General features: G+C 59.4%; 16 protein-coding genes. 3 read left to right on the plus strand and 13 right to left on the minus strand.

The genetic code is table 11. The features are described 5' to 3' along the window. Positions 1–14: 14 nt before the first annotated feature. The 3 genes from Q1M54_RS12215 to Q1M54_RS12225 all read right to left on the minus strand — a co-directional run bounded on the left by Q1M54_RS12215 (position 15) and on the right by Q1M54_RS12225 (position 3814). Positions 15–1355, minus strand: coding sequence for an FAD-dependent oxidoreductase (locus tag Q1M54_RS12215; protein ID WP_300557576.1), 1341 nt, complete (start codon positions 1353–1355; stop codon positions 15–17). 111 nt (positions 1356–1466) lie between these two features. Further along, positions 1467–3314, minus strand: a complete 1848-nt coding sequence (locus Q1M54_RS12220; RefSeq protein ID WP_300557579.1) for an aldehyde ferredoxin oxidoreductase family protein — start codon at positions 3312–3314, stop codon at positions 1467–1469. A 23-nt stretch (positions 3315–3337) separates the two neighbouring features. Continuing rightward, a complete protein-coding gene (locus Q1M54_RS12225; protein WP_019427650.1) occupies positions 3338–3814 on the minus strand; it encodes a 4Fe-4S dicluster domain-containing protein in 477 nt (158 codons plus the stop codon). Between the two features lie 154 nt (positions 3815–3968). Here Q1M54_RS12225 and Q1M54_RS12230 point away from each other — a divergent pair, with 154 nt between their 5' ends. After that, entirely contained in the window at positions 3969–5093 is a 1125-nt protein-coding gene (locus Q1M54_RS12230) for a helix-turn-helix domain-containing protein (protein WP_300557581.1), read from the plus strand. On the opposite strand, the gene Q1M54_RS12235 is transcribed toward Q1M54_RS12230, so the two are convergent. The 10 genes from Q1M54_RS12235 to Q1M54_RS12280 form a co-directional block, all read right to left on the minus strand. Beyond that, positions 5094–5891, minus strand: a complete 798-nt coding sequence (locus Q1M54_RS12235) for a substrate-binding domain-containing protein (protein ID WP_300557676.1) — start codon at positions 5889–5891, stop codon at positions 5094–5096. It abuts the gene before it with no gap. Positions 5892–5905: 14 nt separating this feature from the next. Beyond that, entirely contained in the window at positions 5906–6628 is a 723-nt protein-coding gene (locus tag Q1M54_RS12240; protein WP_300557583.1) for an ATP-binding cassette domain-containing protein, read from the minus strand. Next, entirely contained in the window at positions 6625–7368 is a 744-nt protein-coding gene (locus tag Q1M54_RS12245; RefSeq protein WP_300557585.1) for an ABC transporter permease, read from the minus strand. The genes Q1M54_RS12240 and Q1M54_RS12245 overlap by 4 nt, the downstream gene beginning before the upstream one ends. A 129-nt stretch (positions 7369–7497) precedes the next feature. Next, positions 7498–9294, minus strand: a complete 1797-nt coding sequence (locus Q1M54_RS12250; protein WP_300557587.1) for a TRAP transporter large permease subunit — start codon at positions 9292–9294, stop codon at positions 7498–7500. Further along, the gene (locus Q1M54_RS12255) at positions 9294–9893 is read right to left on the minus strand and encodes a TRAP transporter small permease subunit (protein WP_300557589.1); all 600 of its coding nucleotides are present in this window, start codon (positions 9891–9893) and stop codon (positions 9294–9296) included. Before Q1M54_RS12255 ends, Q1M54_RS12250 begins: the two co-directional genes overlap by 1 nt. A 127-nt stretch (positions 9894–10020) precedes the next feature. Further along, positions 10021–11145, minus strand: a complete 1125-nt coding sequence (locus Q1M54_RS12260) for a substrate-binding domain-containing protein (protein ID WP_300557591.1) — start codon at positions 11143–11145, stop codon at positions 10021–10023. An 87-nt stretch (positions 11146–11232) separates the two neighbouring features. Continuing rightward, positions 11233–12312 (minus strand): TRAP transporter substrate-binding protein, encoded by a 1080-nt coding sequence (locus tag Q1M54_RS12265; RefSeq protein ID WP_300557593.1) that lies wholly within the window; start codon positions 12310–12312, stop codon positions 11233–11235. A 188-nt stretch (positions 12313–12500) separates the two neighbouring features. Further along, positions 12501–14348, minus strand: a complete 1848-nt coding sequence (gene dxs / locus Q1M54_RS12270; RefSeq protein ID WP_300557595.1) for a 1-deoxy-D-xylulose-5-phosphate synthase — start codon at positions 14346–14348, stop codon at positions 12501–12503. A gap of 1 nt (position 14349) precedes the next feature. Further along, positions 14350–15252, minus strand: a complete 903-nt coding sequence (locus tag Q1M54_RS12275) for a polyprenyl synthetase family protein (RefSeq protein ID WP_300557597.1) — start codon at positions 15250–15252, stop codon at positions 14350–14352. After that, entirely contained in the window at positions 15249–15503 is a 255-nt protein-coding gene (locus tag Q1M54_RS12280; RefSeq protein WP_300557599.1) for an exodeoxyribonuclease VII small subunit, read from the minus strand. Before Q1M54_RS12280 ends, Q1M54_RS12275 begins: the two co-directional genes overlap by 4 nt. Positions 15504–15790: 287 nt before the next feature. Between Q1M54_RS12280 and Q1M54_RS12285 the strand changes: the two genes are divergently transcribed. Further along, positions 15791–16918 (plus strand): aromatic ring-hydroxylating dioxygenase subunit alpha, encoded by a 1128-nt coding sequence (locus Q1M54_RS12285; RefSeq protein ID WP_300557601.1) that lies wholly within the window; start codon positions 15791–15793, stop codon positions 16916–16918. 11 nt (positions 16919–16929) lie between these two features. Further along, entirely contained in the window at positions 16930–17790 is an 861-nt protein-coding gene (locus Q1M54_RS12290; RefSeq protein WP_300557603.1) for a DMT family transporter, read from the plus strand. Positions 17791–17802 lie beyond the last annotated feature (12 nt).

Raw genomic sequence — 17802 nt, forward strand, 5'->3', positions numbered from 1 at the left:
CGCAGATTGTCACCTCATCGGCGACGCGCATCGGCTGCACCACTCCAACGCCCCTGGCCCTGAGCACAGTCCAGATATGCATCCATCAGTTTGGTCGGGTCGTGCATCAAGCGGTCTTTCCAGTCACCCAAATGGACCTGGCCTTCGACCAAGCCGCGCATCACACCCACATGCTCTGTCCAGCCCACACTGTTGCAGCCCACCATGACATCGTCCTTGAACTGGAGGCTCAGGTGGCGCCCAGCGGCTTTGTCGGTCAACACGGCCGACTGACCGCCTGCCACGCCTTCCCAATTGCCAAAACTGGTCGAGATCAAACCCAGGGTGTCGAGTACGTTGATTTGTGTGACGCCTTTGAGCTCGGTCTTTTGACCCAGCATGTTGAGCGCCGCCACTCGGGCCTGCTCGGCGGCGTTGGGCTGGATGGCACTCACAATTGTTTTGCCACTGACCATGTCAAAAGCTTCAGCACAGTCGCCTGCGGCATAAATGCCGGGCACATTGGTTTGCAGGTGCTGGTCGGTCAACACGCCTTGCAGGCAGGTGATGCCGCTATCCTTCAAAAACCCAATCGCCGGGCGCACGCCCGTGGCGCTGATGACCAGATCCGCCTCAACGGTTTGGCCGTTGGACAAACGCACCTGCAGCGCACCGCCCGCATCGCCAGAGGCCAGGCCCACCGCTGAAGCCAGCTTGCCGAGCAAGCCTTTTTCAGCGCCCTGACTGATGCCCTCGACTTTGGTACCGGTGAACACCTGCACGCCTTTGGCTTCGCACCAGTCTCGGATCATGCCGCCAGCCACTGGGCCCATCATGCGGGGCACCATGCGGTCGCCCATCTCCACCACGCTGAGCTTGACGCCGCGCGCCGCCAGCGCTTCCATGATGATGCAGCCAATGAAGCCTGCGCCCATTTGCAGCACACGGGCACCGGGCTTGGCCAGCGCCTGGATGGCACGGGCGTCTTCCAGCGTCCAGCACGGGTGCACGCCGGGCAGATCCATGCCCGCAATCGGTGGGCGCACCGGGTGCGAGCCGGTGGCGATCAAGAGCTTGTCAAATGCCAGCGACTGGCCGTTGTCCAGGTGCACGGTTTTGCCCGCAGCGTCGACGCGTGCGACTTTGGCCTTGACCTGGGTAATGCACAACTCATCAAAGTGCGAAGCACTCTTACGCAAGTAAGTGCCACTCTCGTCGATGTTGCCAATCAACAGGTAAGGGATGGCCATGCGTGAATACGGCGCATCGGGCTCGTCACCGACCAAGGTGATGGTATCGTTGGGGGTATGTTTGCGCAGGGTCTCAGCGGCAATCACACCGGCAGGGCCTGCGCCCAAGATGACGTGGTGGGTCATGAATCGGACTCCAGAAACAGGTAGCGGCCCGCAGGCCGCTTGGATTCCTGTAGAAGCGCACCCCTACGGCGAAGGCTTCACGAGCAGGGGCTCGCTCCTACAGGGGCAAACTCACAAACCCAGACGTTCCCGTGTGGCCGATGTCGGACGGCCTTCGCCATCCCAGCCGCGGGCGTCGTAGTACTTGGGCAGCATTTCATCCAACTTGCTGACCATGCCTTTGCCGGGGCCGGTTTTGGCGGCTTCGGTCATCAGGCGCTTGGGCAGGTTGTCATCGGCCTTGGTGAAGCCAGCGGCGTTGTTGAAGTCGCGCTCCATGTTCCAGATGCGCTCGCCGATGTGGTTCAAGTGCTCCATGGTGAACTCTTCACCACAAGCGGCTTGCACCTGAGGGGCCACATCAGCCAGGGTCCAGGCAAAGCTGGTGAAGACGCAAATGCCGGCCGAGTCAAATGCGGCTGTCGCGTCCTGGAAGGCCTTGACCAATTCTGGCTTGCCTTCACTCTCGGTAGGTTCGGTCTTGACCGGAATGCCCAACACTTCAGAGGCAATGGTGTAGCCGCGCAGGTGGCAAGCACCACGGTTGGAAGTGGCGTAAGCCAAGCCAATGCCTTGGATCACACGACCGTCATAGGCCGGGAACTCTTGGCCCTTGACACTCATGGACAGGTCGGGGTGGCCATATTTGGCAGTCAGGCGCTTGGAGCCCATGCCAATTTCCTTGCCAAAACCGATGCCCTTGGCGGTCATGTCGACAAACTCGCACAAGGCTTCGGCCGAACCAAAAGGTGCTTCCACACCGATTTGCTCTTTGGTCAACACACCCATTTCATACAGCTCCATCACGGCACCGATGGTGGCGCCGAAGCTGATCGGGTCAAAGCCTTCTTCGTTGCAAATCATGTTGGCGTATTGCAGGGCTTCGAGGTCTTTCACGCCGTTGGCTGCGCCCAGCGCCCAAGCCGCTTCGTATTCCAAGCCGCCGTTGGCGCCCCAATACTCGGGCTTGTTCTTGACCGAGAAGTGACCCTCGTCCATCTTGCTGATGCGACCGCAGGCGATGGTGCAACCAAAGCAGGCTTGGTTGGTCACCAGGTGCTTTTTGCCATCGGTCTCACGGGGCGTGACCATGGCTTCAGCCGAGATGTCTTTGGCGCCTTCAAACTGCACATCGCGGTGGTTGCGGGTAGGCAAGCCGCCCACTTCGTTGATCACGTTCATCAGCACCTGGGTGCCATAGGCGGGCAAGCCCTGACCTGTCACGGCGTTGTCGGCCAACACTTTTTTGGCTGCCTTGGCTGCGGCCATGAAAGCCTTGGGGTTTTGCATGTTGCCCACGCCTTTGGTGCCGCGCACCGCGATGGCTTTCAGGTTCTTGCTACCCATCACGGTGCCCACGCCCGAACGGCCAGCCGCGCGGTGCAAGTCGTTCACCACGGCGGCATACAGCACGCCGTTTTCACCGGCCTTGCCGATGCTGCAAACGCGCAAGAGTGGGTCTTGCAAGCTGGACTTGAGGATTTCCTCGGTCTTCCAGACGCTTTGGCCCCAGAGGTGGCTCGCATCGCGCAACTCGGCTTCGTCGTCGTTGATGTGCAGGTACACCGGCTTGGCCGATGCGCCTTCAAAAATGACCATGTCCCAACCGGCCATTTTGAGCTCAGCACCCCAATAGCCGCCAGAGTTGGAGCAGGCAATGGCACCCGTCAGCGGGCTCTTGGTGATGACGGTGTAGCGGCCGCCGGTAGAGGCCATGGTGCCGGTCAGTGGGCCTGTGGCCCAGACGATTTTGTTGTCGGCTGACAAGGGGTCGACTTTGGGGTCGATCTCGCTGATCAGGTATTTGCTGCCCAGACCGCGTGAGCCAAGGTAGGCTTTGGCCCACTCCATGTTCAGCGGTTCGGATTTGACGGTGCCAGCCGTGAGGTTGACGCGGAGAATTTTTCCAGCCCAAGACATGTTGATGCTCCTTATGGGGGGATTTAAGAGGCCGAGGGCTGATTGCCCAATTTGTCAGCCCACTGCTTCATCTTGTCGATGCCGGTCCAGTTGGCATCCACAAATGTGATGGCGCCAGTCGGGCAGGCGTCGGCGCAAGCCGGGTCACCGCCGCACAGGTCGCACTTCTGCACCTTGCCGGTCTCTTGCACATAGTTGATGGTGCCGAACGGGCAAGCGATGGTGCAAACCTTGCAACCCACACAGGTGGACTCGTTGACCACCTTGGCGCCCGTGGCTTTGTCCACGGTGATGGCTTCCACAGGGCAAGCGTGTAGGCACCAAGCCTCGTCACACTGCGTACAGGTGTAGGGGACTTTTTTGCCGGTGTGGTGGAAGTCGAACACCTTGATGCGCGATTTGGAGGTGGCGTATGTGCCGTAGTTCTCAAATGAACAGGCCATTTCGCACTGCAAGCAGCCGGTACATTTGTCCGGGTTGATGTGCAGGACTTTCTGCATGTGTGTCTCCTGTGAAGTGGAAGGCTTTTCAAGCCCGCGCGTATGAATCAGAATGCATAGCTATTGTTGGTGATGACTCCTGCAAACCGATGCGGATTAACCCTAGGTTTCTCATGGTTGTCCTCAAAAATTCTCAGCTTGATACACATCTGACATGCCCCTGACTGCCCATCCCTCAGACCGTTTGCAGCGGATTGAACAAGCACGTGATCAGGTGTTTCACGGCCGCACCGTGGCATCTGGCACGGGCCTGTCGCCCTGGATCGCCCAGTCCTGGCAGCGCTGCTTGGGCATGGGCCTGCAGCCGGGCCAGACCGTGGGTTTTGACGCCATCTCGGCCCAACAAATGCGCCGGGTGCAAGAAGCCAGCCGCCCACTGGTGCAGGCGGCACAACCCGTGCTGGTGGAGCTGGCCCGCGCCATTGCAGACATCCGCTATTTCGCCATCCTGACCAATGCACAAGGGATTGTGGTCGATGTGCATGGCCCGGTGGACCGGCAAGACCGCCGCGCCGACCTGATTGCCCGTGTGGGGGTCGATCTGTCCGAAAAAGCCGTGGGCACCACCGCCATCAGTGCTGCACTGTCTGAACTGCAACCCGTTTGGTTGCACCGGGGTGAACACTTCTTTCAGGACAACGGGGTTTACAGTTGCGCGGGTGCGCCCGTATTCGGCCCGAATGGCCTGTGCGCGGGCATGCTGGACCTGACGGGCATTGAAACCACCGAGCGCCCAGCACTCAAACACCTGGTGCGCCGCTCGGCCCGCAGCATCGAAAACAGCTGGTTGTTGTCAACTGAACACGCCTTGGTTCTGCGACTGAACTGGCCCGGCAACCAGCCCGGCGACGACAGCGACGGCTTGCTGACCCTGGACACCGATGGTCACATCGTGGGGGCCAACCCGACCGCGCGGCAGATGCTGTCTTTATCGTCCTCCCCGCACGGACAGACGCTTCACGCCAGCGAGGTATTTGCTTCGCCTTGGGAGAACCTGTTTGATGCCGCCAACCGCCAGGGTCAAAGCCAAGAGTTACCGCTGTGGTCTGGCCTGCGCATGCAAACACAGGCACTTCGAGCGGGCACCTCAGCCCCAGCCTTACAGCCCAGTGCCCCAGCACAACGGATCAGCGCTGCGGCCAAACCCCTCAAGGACGTGCAGACGGAGATGATCCGCGAAGCCGTGAATCAGGCCAGAGGCAATGTGGCCGAAGCCGCCCGTGCCCTGGGCATCAGCCGCGCCACGGTCTACCGCAAGCTGGGCGTGCCCAAAAGCTGATCACTTGCCGGCATTTGGAAAGAACAACTGCTCACCGCCGATTTTGTAATCGGCAATCACGCCCTGACCTGCGGCAGAGGTGATCCAGTCCACAAACTTCTGCGCATCGGCCAGCTTGACGTGGGCGTGCTTGGCAGGGTTGACCACCATCACGCCGTACTGGTTGAACAAGCGGTTGTCGCCCTCCACCAAAATGGCCAGATCGGCGCGGTTTTTGAAGTTGAGCCAGGTGGCACGGTCGGCCAGCACATAGGCGCCCGTGGACGCTGCCATGTTCAAAGCCGGGCCCATGCCACAGCCGCACTCACGGTAAGCCGAACCTTTGGCGGTCTCTAGGTTGGCTGTTTTCCAGTAACGCAGTTCGGCGGCATGTGTCCCGCTCTTGTCGCCCCGCGATACAAAAGGTGAATTGGCCTTGGACAGCCGAATCAGCGCCGCCACAATGTCTTTGCCCTTGGTGGCTGCCGGGTCGGCCTTGGGGCCAATCAGCACAAAGTCGTTGTACATCACAGGCAGGCGCTTGATGCCAAAGCCATCGGCCACAAATTTCTCTTCCGCCACCTGGTCGTGCACAAACACCACGTCGGCGTCACCGCGCCGCGCCATGTCCAGCGCCTGGCCCGTGCCCAGGGCCACCACTTTCACATCCAGCCCACTGGCTTTTTTGAAGGCGGGCAACAAGTGCGCGAACAAGCCCGATTGCTCGGTCGAGGTGGTGGACGACATCACGATCGACTGGGCTTGTGCCCAGACCGAGGTGGTGGCCAAAACCGCGCACACCAGGGCGCGACGTGTCATGGAAGGGTTGAAGGTCATGAAAGCTCTCCTTGAACAAAAGCATGGGCTGCTGGGCTCTGCGCCGCCAGCAGCTCAATGTTGAAAAAATCGGCTACGGGCAGGTCGGCCAGCACACGCCCCCCCTCTAGGTAAACGACGCGGGTGGCCAGACGCTTGACCTGGCCCAGGTTGTGACTGGCCCAGACCAGAGTCAATGGGCGATCTTGGTTGCTCGCAAAGTCGGCCATCAAGGCTTCGACCTCGCGTTTGGCATGCGGGTCCAGGCTGGCCGTGGGTTCGTCCAACAACAAGACATCGGGCTGACGCGCCCAAGCGCGGGCCAAGGCCAGGCGCTGTTGCTGCCCGCCCGACAACTGACGGCCGTTTTGCCGGGCCACAGACTGCAAGCCCACACGTTGCAAGGCCTGCAGCGCCAACACTTTGGAGCCCGACCAGTTCAGGCCCCGAGCGCGGTCCAGCCACAAGCCCAGCGCCACGTTGTTCAATGCCGACAGGCGCAACAAATGCGGCCTTTGGAACAGCATGGCCTGGCGCACCCCCGGCGCTTGCAGCACCTGGCCTTGCGTGGGTGGCACCAGCGCATGCAAGGTGCGCAGCAAAGTGCTTTTGCCCGAGCCATTGGCCCCAACCAGCGCCACGCGCTCGCCCGCCACAATATGCAAGCTCACGCCCGACAAGGCCGTTTGCGCCCCCAGTTGCACGCTCACCGCGTCCAGACCGATCTGAGTCGCCGTCATGAGCGCAACCCTTCCAAAGCCTGGACCGTTTTGGCTGCTGTATACCGCCGCTCACCCCATTGGCGCAGCCCCGCCACCAGCGCATTGAGCAGCAGCACCACTGCCAGCAGCACCATGCCCAGGCCCAGCGCCAGCGGCAAATCGCCCTTGCTGGTCTCTAATGCAATGGCGGTGGTCATGACCCGCGTGAAGCCGTCGATGTTGCCACCCACAATCATGACCGCGCCCACCTCAGAAATGGCGCGGCCGAAGGCTGTGACGCCGATCATGAGCAAGGCCAAACGCTCATCCCAGGCCAAGAGCAAACCCCGCATCCAGGGGCCTGCGCCCAGTGAGGCCCATTGTTCGCCATGCTGGCGCTCGACGTCCTCGACCACCTGGCGCGTCAGGGCCGTGACCACAGGCACGACCAAAATGAACTGGGCCATCACCATGGCCTTGAAACTGAACATCCAGCCCAGAAAACCCAAGGGCCCGGTTCGTGAGAGCAGCAAATACACCACCAAGCCCACCACCACCGAGGGCAGGGCCAACAAAGTGTTCAAGCCCACCAACACCGCGCCCCGACCACGAAATCGCGACACCGCCAACCAAGCCCCCAGCACCACGCCCACGCCATAGGCGAGCAGGCAGGCTGTGGCACTCACGGCCAAAGACCGGGTCACCACCACCCACAGGGCAGGATCGAAAGAGGTAACGAGATTCAGCGCCGTCAAGACGCTGTCGGAGAAGGTGTTCATACAGCGCTGTGGATGCTACGGCACAAGCCCCCAGTCAGGCATGAGGGGTGTCCACTATGAACCGGTTTGCATAGGTCAGCGCCATGAAAAAAGCCCGGCGAACCGGGCTTTTTATAGGGCGATAGTGATTTACTTCTTACCTGCCTTCATCTCGGCTTCAAGGACCTTGGCGGGGTCCTCGGCCGGAGCGTCTGCAGCGGGCTTCATGTCGTCCATGTTCACCACATCGTCTTTGTCAGTGTCTTCGCCTGCTTGGTTGAGCATTTGCTCGAATGCGGCATCGGCGTCGATCTTGACGCCTTCCTTGAGGCCGCCTGTCACCAGGTTGGGGAAGACGATGATGGCAGCCACCATGATCAACTGCAAAACAATGAACGCGATCGAGCCTTTGTAGATTTCAGCGGTCTTGACCGAGGGAATGTTCTCACCGGTGATGCGGTCCTTGTAATCGTTCTTGGGTGCCACACTGCGCAAATAGAACAGGGCAAAGCCAAACGGCGGCGTCAAGAACGAGGTCTGCAGGTTCATGGCCACGATCACACCAAACCAGATCATGGCTTGGTCGGCGGTCATGCCCGGCACCAAGCCGGGCAAGATTTTTTCGGCCACGGGGGCCAGGATCGGGATCACGATGAAGGCGATTTCAAAGAAGTCGATGAAACAGCCCAAGATGAAAATCAGGATGTTCACCACGATCAAGAAGCCGATCGCGCCGCCGGGCATGTCCAAGAACAAGTGCTCCACCCAGATGTGGCCATCGGCCGCATTGAAGGTGAAGCTGAAGACGGTGGAGCCGATCAAGATGAACAGCACAAACGACGCCAGCTTGGCTGTGTTTTCCAGCGCTTGGTTCATCAATTTCTTGTCCAAGCGCTTTCGGCTGATCGCCAAAATCAAGGCCCCCAAAGCACCCATAGCGCCGCCCTCTGTGGGTGTCGCGACGCCCAAGAAAATCGTGCCCAAAACCAAAAAGATCAGGATCAGGGGCGGCATCAGCACAAAGGTCACTTGCTCGGCCAAGCGCGACAGCAAGCCCATGCCGGTGATCCGGTTCACGATGGCCAAGGCCAAAGCCACCAAGGACGCCACGGTCAAGGACATGATGACCATTTCATCGCCGGGCGACTCCTGCGTGCGGTCAAGCCAAGCGGTCATGATGGCATCGTGGGACGAAGCCCATGAAAAACCAACCACCGTGCAAACGATCAACAGGAACATCAAGGACACATGGCCTGATTTGCCATTGGGCTCACGGTAGATGCGGGCCTCGGGCGGCAGGGCCGGCACCAAAGCCGGTTTGAAAATGGCCACCACCACGATGAACAAGATGTACAGACCCACCAGCAACAGACCGGGCACCAAAGCACCGGCGTACATGTCACCCACCGAACGGCCCAACTGGTCGGCCAACACGATCAACACCAAAGAAGGTGGGATGGCTTGCGCCAAGGTGCCCGAAGCCGTGATGGCCCCGGTGGCAATGACACGGCTGTAGCCGTAGCGCAACATGATGGGCAGGGAAATCAAGCCCATGGAAATCACGGCTGCAGCCACCACGCCGGTGGTGGCCGCCAGCAAGGCCCCCACCAAAATCACCGCAATCGCGACGCCGCCGCGCACAGGGCCAAACACCTGGCCCACTGTTTCAAGCAAATCTTCGGCCATGCCGGATTTTTGCAAGATGATGCCCATGAAGGTGAAAAACGGAATGGCCAGCAAGGTGTCATTTTGCATGATGCCGAAAATGCGCAACGGCAAGGCCTGGAACAAGGAGGGCGGGAACAACCCGGCTTCCATGCCAATGAAACCAAAGCCCAAACCGCAAGCGGCCAGCGCGAACGCCACCGGAAAACCGGTCAGCAGCAGCACAAACAAACCGGCAAACATGATGGGCACAAAGTTCTGTGCCAAAAAAGTCGCTTCCATCAACGTGCTCCCTGCGCTTGTTGCGCAATTTTTTCAAGTTCCAGCAGTTCTTTCTCTTCGTCCGACATGGTGTCTTCAGACGACAAGGGGTCTTCACCCGTGCCGGTCAAGAAGGAAAGGCGCTTGATCAACTCGGACACGCCTTGCAGCATCAACAAGCCAAAGCCCAGAGGCACCAAGGCGTACACCGGCCAGCGGATCAGGCCACCTGCGTTGGACGACATTTCACCGGTGTTGAAGGCCTGAACAAACAAAGGCCAAGACAGGTAAATGCACAAGAAACAAAACGGAAACAGTGCCAACACAATGCCGCCCACATCGATCCAGTTGCGGGCGCGAGCACTCAGCTTGCCCGAGATGAAGTCGATGCGGACATGGGAGTTTTTGAGGAAGCCATACCCTGCCCCCAACAAAAAAACGGCCGCGAACAGGTACCACTGAATTTCCAGCAGACCGTTCGAGCTGACATTGAAAGCCTTGCGGACAATGGCATTGCCGGCGCTGATGAGCGTCACGATCAAGATCAGCCAGGTGGTGAATTTGCCCACCCCCTTGTTCAAACGGTCGATGCCGCTTGATAGTTTCAATAAAGATGACATCTGGACTCCAAAAAACTTGCGCGATTGTAAGTCTGTGTTGGCGGGTTCCGGGATCAAGCCCCAAAAACTCAGGTTGATATTTTTGACGCTCGGCATGAAGGCCTTCAAACGGCCCAGCCTGCACCGGTCAAGCGGCTGCGCCGGGCCTTGAAGACCTGAATTGCCACCAAGGCAGCATGCTGCGCAAAGACTGCACCTGACCGGTCTGGGGTGTCGGGCTGTAACCGCCCAAGCCCTGAAGCCTGGCTTGCCAGGCCGAACTGCACAGCAATCGCCGCAGCTGCACGACGGGTGGGGTGTCGAGTGCCGAGGCCAAGCACACCAGCCAATAATGCTCTTGGTGCAGGGGCACAAAATCAAGGCCTTGGGCATGGGCGGCGTGGGCGATGCCCAGACCCACATCGGCCTGGCCCGCCGCGATGCGCGCGGCCACGGCAGCATGCGAATTTTCCACCTGAGCATAGCCACTGAGCGCGGAGGGCAAGAGGCCTCTTTCCGCCAAACACTGGTCCAGCAACAAGCGGGTCCCGGTACCGGGGCTGCGGTTGACAAAGCGCACGCCCGCTTGGTACAGATCGGGCCAATCATGCAAGCCCAAGGGGTTCCCTTTGGCGACCATCAGCCCCTGCGATCGCTGGGCAAAACCGATCAATTTGTGCTGACCCGTTTTGAGCAAGGGCTTGTAGGTGCGTGCGACCAAGGACTCGGCGTCAGGTTGCCAAGGGGCATGGAAACCTGCCACATGGCATCGCCCCTCGTTCAAGGCGCGAATCGCGTCCACGCTGCCGCAAAAGCGCAAGTCCAGATGCAAGGCTGTGGAAGCGGCTTCTTCGCGCAGCAAGTCCAAAGCCGCGTCATGGCTCGCAAAAATTGGCAACGCCAAGTGGGCGGGGTCAAATGCCACCGCAAATGTTCTTTCCAGGTCGGCATGCAAGGCACTGATTTGGGGCAAAAGCCGGGCCTGTGCCTGGCGCTCTGCCCAGAGCAACTTGTCGGCAAAGCCTGTGAGTCTGGCCGCCTGGCCCTTTTCCCAAAGAATCAGGGACTGACCCAAACTTTGCTCCCACCGCTTGAGTTCACCCCAGACATGGCGGTAAGACAAGCCCATGGCCTTGGCCGCCCCGCCAATGGAGCCGGCATCGCGCACCGCTTGCAGCAAGTCCATGAGCGGGTTGCGCAGCGGACTTTGGCGATTGCGGACCGGTTCAACGCCCGGGGACGCCCATTGGTAAGAAAGCTCGATGTGTTGCATGGTGGCGAGTTTGCACGACGACTGGGTGAAAAGGACAAGCGCATGAAAAAAGGCCCCGAGGGGCCTTTTTTCGGTCGCGCCAGCTGATTACAGCTTGGCTGCTTGCATGTAACGATCGAAGGTGGCTTCGGTGAAACGGAACCACTGGTTTTGATCTCTGCGGAACGTCGAGTAGTCGTCGTAGATCTTTTTCCAGTTCGGGTTGGACTGGCGCAGCTCTTCGTACAGGGCCATGGACTGCTTGAAGGCCTCGTCCATCACCACCTTGGGGAAAGGCAAGAGCTTGACACCACCGGCCACCAAGCGACGCAGCGCTGCGGGGTTGCGGTTGTCGTAACGCGCTTGCATTTCGGTGTGCGCGTAAGAAGCAGCAGCTTCCACAATGGCTTGGTTCTCTTTGGACAAGGCATTGAAAGCGGCTTTGTTGATGTAGAAGTCCAGCTGTGCGCCGCCTTCCCAGAAGCCTGGGTAGTAATAGTTCTTGGCCACTTTTTGGAAGCCCAGCTTCTCGTCGTCGTAAGGACCGACCCACTCAACGGCGTCAATCGTGCCTTTTTCCAGGGCTTGGTAAATCTCGCCACCGGGGATGTTCTGTGGAACAGCACCCATGCGGGTCAACACCTTGCCAGCGAAACCGCCAACGCGGAACTTCAAACCTTTGATGTCGTCCAAGGTCTTGATTTCCTTGCGGTACCAGCCACCCATTTGAGCGCCTGTGTTGCCGCCGGGGAAGTTCACGATGTTGTACTTGTCGTAGAACTCACGGAACAGCTTCATGCCGTTGCCGTCATAGAACCAGGAAGTGAGTTGACGGCTGTTCAAACCAAAAGGAATGGCCGTGCCCAGGGCGAAGGTGTCGTCCTTGCCAAAGAAGTAGTAAGGGGCTGTGTGGGCCGCCTCCACTGTGCCTTGCTGAACGCCATCCACCACACCAAAAGCGGGCATCAATTCGCCGGCAGCGTGCACGGAAACAACAAACTTGCCGCCAGACATGGCATTGACTTTTTCGGCAAACACTTCAGCGGCACCAAAAATGGTGTCCAAGGCCTTGGGGAAGCTGGAGGCGAGGCGCCAGCGAATGGCAGCCTGTGCTTGGACTGCAGGTGCAGCACCAGCAGCCAAAACGCCAGCAATGCCGGCGTTTTTGATTACGGAACGACGATCCATGAAGGACTCCTTGTTGAAAAAAAATGCACCCGACGATCAGGATTTTTGGAATTGTCGGATGGCGTATTGTAGGAATTCAAAATGCCCATAGAGGTGCGGGTTTACCCTTTTTTAAATCATTAAATAAAAAGGGGTTTACCAAAACCAACATTCCCACGAAATTCAAGCGAATCCGCTTGAAAACCGGGTCAGTCGTTCCAACGTTGACGCACTGAATGCTCGATGCCAGTGGCATCCAGACCCTGCAGAGCCAGCAACTTGGCCGGATCACCGTGCTCAATGAACTCATCGGGCAAGCCCAGGTGCAAGACGGGCCGATTGATCTGCAATTGCTGCAAAGCCTCGGCCACAGCGCTGCCCGCGCCGCCCATGATGCACCCCTCTTCCAACGTGACCAAACGCTCGTGGCTTTGGGCGATTTGGGCCAGCAGCTCAACATCCAGCGGCTTGACCCAGCGCATGTTGACCACGGTGGCATTGAGCTTTTCACCAGCCTGCAGGGCCGGGGCCAGCAAAGTGCCAAAGGCCAAAATGGCGATTTTTTCGCCTTGGCGGCGCACTTCGCCCTTGCCAAAGGGCAAGGTGTCCAGATCGCGTCCGGGTTCGGTGCCCACGCCCGCGCCACGCGGGTAGCGCACCGCCACCGGGTGGTTTTGTGCGTAAGCGGTACTCAGCAACTGACGGCATTCGCGCTCATCGGCCGGACAAGCCAAGCTCATGTTGGGGATGCAGCGGATATAGGCGATGTCGTAAGCCCCCGCATGGGTGGCGCCATCGGCCCCCACCAGGCCTGCGCGGTCCAAAGCGAACACCACCGGCAAATTTTGCAGTGCTACGTCGTGAATCAGTTGGTCGTAGCCGCGCTGCAAAAAGGTGGAATAAATGGCCACCACGGGCTTCAGGCCCTCGCAGGCCATGCCGGCGGCAAAGGTCACGGCATGCTGCTCGGCAATGCCCACGTCGAAATAACGCTTGGGAAAGCGCTGGTGAAAAGCCACCATGCCCGAGCCCTCGCGCATGGCGGGCGTGATGCCGACCAGGCGCATGTCTTTGTCGGCCATGTCGCACAGCCACTGGCCAAACACCTGGGTGAAGGTGGTTTTGGCGGGCGTGGCCGCAGGCACCAGGCCCACGTTCGGGTCGAACTTGCCGGGGCCGTGGTAGGCCACCGGGTCGGCTTCGGCCTTTTCATAACCTTGGCCTTTTTTGGTCACCACATGCAAAAACTGCGGGCCGTCCAGGTTCTTGATGTTTTCCAGCGTCGGGATCAAAGACTCCAAGTCGTGTCCATCGATCGGGCCAATGTAGTTGAAGCCAAACTTCTCAAACAGCGTCGCCGGCACCACCATGCCTTTGGCTGTTTCTTCCAAGCGCTTGGCGAGTTCAAACAGGGGCGGTGCGTTTTTGAGCACATTTTTGGCCCCGGCCTTGGCGGCGGAATAAAACCGCCCGCTCATGAGCTGGGCCAAATAGCGGTTCAGCGCACCCACAGGTGGGCTGATCGACATGTCGTTGTCGTTCAGGATCACCAGCAGCTTGCATTCTTCGACGCCCGCGTTATTCAGGGCTTCGAAAGCCATGCCAGCGGTCATGGCGCCGTCGCCGATCACCGCAATCGAGTGGCGCGACTCGCCTTTTTGGCGTGCGGCCACGGCCATGCCCAAAGCGGCCGAAATACTGGTGGACGAGTGGGCCGTGCCAAAGGTGTCGTATTCGCTTTCGTCGCGGCGCGGAAAGCCCGACAGACCGCCGAATTGGCGCAGCGTGGGCATGCGGTCACGACGGCCTGTCAGAATTTTGTGTGGGTAAGTCTGGTGGCCCACATCCCAAACGATGCGGTCTTCGGGGGTGTTGAAGACGTAATGCAAAGCCACGGTCAATTCGACAGTGCCCAGGTTGGAACTCAGATGCCCACCGGTTTTGGAGACGTTGTCGAGCACGCAATGCCGCAATTCATCGGCCAAGGCTGGCAATTCGGTGCGCTGCAAACGGCGCAGGTCAGCGGGAGAGTCGATGTTTTTGAGCAAATCGGTCATGTCAGTTGTTTCTTTCTACCACCATGGCAGTCAAAGCGCGCAGCGCGGCCAAACGGTCATCGGGCAATCCGGTATCGGCCAAGGCTTGCACGGCCTGAGCCGCCAGTGCGTCGGCATAAGCCTTGGCAGCATCCAGCCCCATCAAGGCCACATAAGTGGGTTTGTCGGCGGCTTCATCCTTGCCTGCAGTCTTGCCCAGCGTGGCCGAATCCGCCGTCACATCCAGGACATCGTCCACCACCTGAAAGGCCAGGCCCAGTGCCTGACCAAATCGACTCAAGGCCGCCTGTATCGGGGCGGGCACGCCGGGCACACAGGCCGCGCCCATCTGCACGCTGCACAGCAGCAACGCCCCGGTTTTGAGGCGGTGCATCTGGCGCAGCTGGTCTTCACTCAGGCGCTGGCCCACGCTGGCCAGGTCAATGGCTTGACCTCCGGCCATGCCTTGGTAACCCGAAGCCCGGGCCAACAGGGCCACGCAAGCGGCTTGAACCGCCGCAGGCACACTGCCGTCCAAGGGGGTCAAGAATTCGAAGGCCATGGTCTGCAAAGCGTCACCCGCCAGCAGGGCTTGCGCCTCGCCAAACTGCACATGCACCGTGGGCTTGCCGCGCCTGAGCACGTCGTTGTCCATGCAAGGCATGTCGTCGTGCACCAATGAATACGCGTGGATCAACTCAATCGCGCAGGCAGCATTGAGGGCTGCGGAGCTGCTGATCGCATCACCCACCGCCTCGGCTGTGGCCAGCACCAACAGAGGGCGCAATCGCTTACCGCCGTCCAACACGGCGTAGCGCATGGCGGCACCCAAATCGGCCGGTGAATGCAGGGCGATGCCGGAGGACAACACTTGTTCAACGCGGTCCAGATGCGGCTGCATCCAGGCTTTCAGCTCCAGGCTCATGCACCGCTCCAGGGTTTGAGTTGTCCGCCGTCCAGAACCTGAATCTGATCCTCGACGGCTTTGAGTTTGTCTCGGCAAAACGCCAACAAAGCCGCGCCGCGCTGGTAACCCGTCAAAAGCTGGTCCAAAGGCATCTGGCCAGACTCCAATTGACTGACCAGTCCCTCTAACTCCGTCAAAGCCGCTTCGTAGCTGGCCGGCAAAGGCGCAGCTTGGGTGTCAGCGGTGTCAATGGGCGCGGCCTTGGGCATGGGGTATTCCGAAGAAAAAACCAGATTTTAGGCCTTAAGCCATGATTTGGCTGACAGTTGGCCATGTCAACTCCACAAGACGCGACAGGTCCTGGGAAGTTTGGCTGACGGCCCATGGGGTCCTAGCGTTCACCAAGCTGAATGCTTCCCCATCCACTGAACGCGGCACAGGGTAGAATCGCGGCTCATCGGCAGGCTTTGGCCTGTCATTTTTTTGCGTTGTTTTCCTTGAATTCAGCGCTTTGTTCCTGCCCCTTCATAGGGGGAGTCTCTAGGTCAGGTCACCCATGTCTGATTTAAGTCTTCAACTGCAGCAGGCCGCAAGCCAACTACCAGTTTCCACTTATTTCGATGAAGCGCTGTTTCAGCGCGAATTGAACACGCTCTTTCGGCCGGGTCCCCGCTATGTGGGCCATCAGCTGTCAGTACCCAACCCGGGCGATTACTACGCCCTGCCCCACGAGGCGCAAGGACGCGCATTGGTGCGCAACGCCCAAGGCGGGGTTGAACTCGTCTCGAATGTCTGCCGCCACCGCCAAGCCATCATGCTGAATGGTCGTGGCAACCTGCAAACCCAGCAAAAAGGCAGCGCAGGCGGCAACATTGTGTGCCCGCTGCACCGCTGGACCTATGCGCCAGACGGCCAATTGCTCGGCGCCCCTCACTTTGCTCAAGACCCTTGCCTGAACCTGAACAACTACAAATTGCAGGCATGGAACGGCCTCTTGTTCGAGGACAACGGCCGCGATATCGCCGCTGACCTGGCAGGCATGGGCCCCAGATCGCAGCTGAATTTTGATGGCTATGCTCTTGACCGGGTTGAGCTGCACGAATGCAACTACAACTGGAAAACTTTCATCGAAGTTTATCTAGAGGATTACCACGTCGGCCCCTTCCACCCGGGGCTGGGTCAGTTTGTGACCTGCGACGACCTGAACTGGGAATTCAAAGAACACTATTCGGTGCAAACCGTGGGCGTGTCTGGCGGTTTTGGCAAGCCCGGCTCGGACACCTACAAAAAGTGGCACGAGGTGCTGCTGAAGTACCGCAACGGCCAACTGCCAGAGCGCGGTGCCATTTGGCTGACGTATTACCCCCACATCATGGTGGAGTGGTATCCACATGTGCTCACCGTGTCGACCCTGCACCCGGTCAGCCCCAACAAGACGCTGAACATGGTGGAGTTTTACTACCCCGAAGAAATCGTGGCCTTTGAGCGCGAATTTGTCGAGGCCCAGCAAGCGGCTTACATGGAAACCTGCATCGAGGACGACGAAATCGCCGAGCGCATGGACGCAGGCCGCAAAGCCTTGCTGGCGCGCGGCGACAACGAGGTCGGGCCTTACCAAAGCCCCATGGAAGACGGGATGCAGCACTTTCACGAGTGGTATCGCCAGCAAATGCAGGCCCTCTGAAGCCCGCCCGGATGCAAGCCTCTTGGATGATTTTGTCGTCGCTTTTTTTTGCGACGATGAGCGTTTGCATCAAATACGCCTCGGAGTACTTCCACACTTTTGAGCTGGTGTTTTACCGAGGTCTGATCGGGATTTTTTTCATGGTGGCCATTTGTCGTCACCAGCGTGTGGCACTGCGCACACCCATCCCTCTCATGCATGCGTGGCGCTCGGTCGTTGGGGTGTTCTCGCTGACCGCCTGGTTTTATGCCATCGCCCATTTGCCCCTGGCCACCGCCATGACACTCAATTACATGAGTGGCATCTGGATGGCGGCTTTTTTGGTGGGCGGTTCCCTGGTCATGGGCAAAGTGCAGGACTTGGCTCGGCAAGCTCCGGTGGTGCTCACCGTGATCGCAGGCTTTGCGGGTGTGGTCATGATCTTGCGTCCCACCATTGAGCAAAACCAGCTGTTTGCTGGCGTGATCGGCTTGCTCTCAGGGCTGGGCGCCGCGCTGGCCTACATGCAAGTGGCGGCTCTAGGTCGCGTGGGCGAACCGGAAGCCCGCACCGTTCTTTATTTTTCCATCGGTACCGCCCTCACAGGAGCCGTGGCCATGCTGTTTGTGGGCCCAAGCGACTGGGTCTGGCCGCATGTGGGTTGGCTTTTGCCCATTGGTTTGCTCGCAGCCTTGGGGCAACTGTGCATGACCAGGGCCTACAACAACGGCGCGACATTGGTGGCGGCCAATTTGCAGTACTCTGGCATCGTGTTTGCTGCGCTTTACGGCTTGTTTTTATTTGGCGACCAACTTCCCCTGATGGGTTGGGCCGGCATGGCCCTGATCATCGCCAGCGGCATCGCCGCCACCGCCTTGCGCAACCGCACCTGACCACGAACCCCC

The organism is Limnohabitans sp. Rim8, from assembly GCF_943326455.1.
GTDB lineage: Bacteria > Pseudomonadota > Gammaproteobacteria > Burkholderiales > Burkholderiaceae_C > Limnohabitans_A.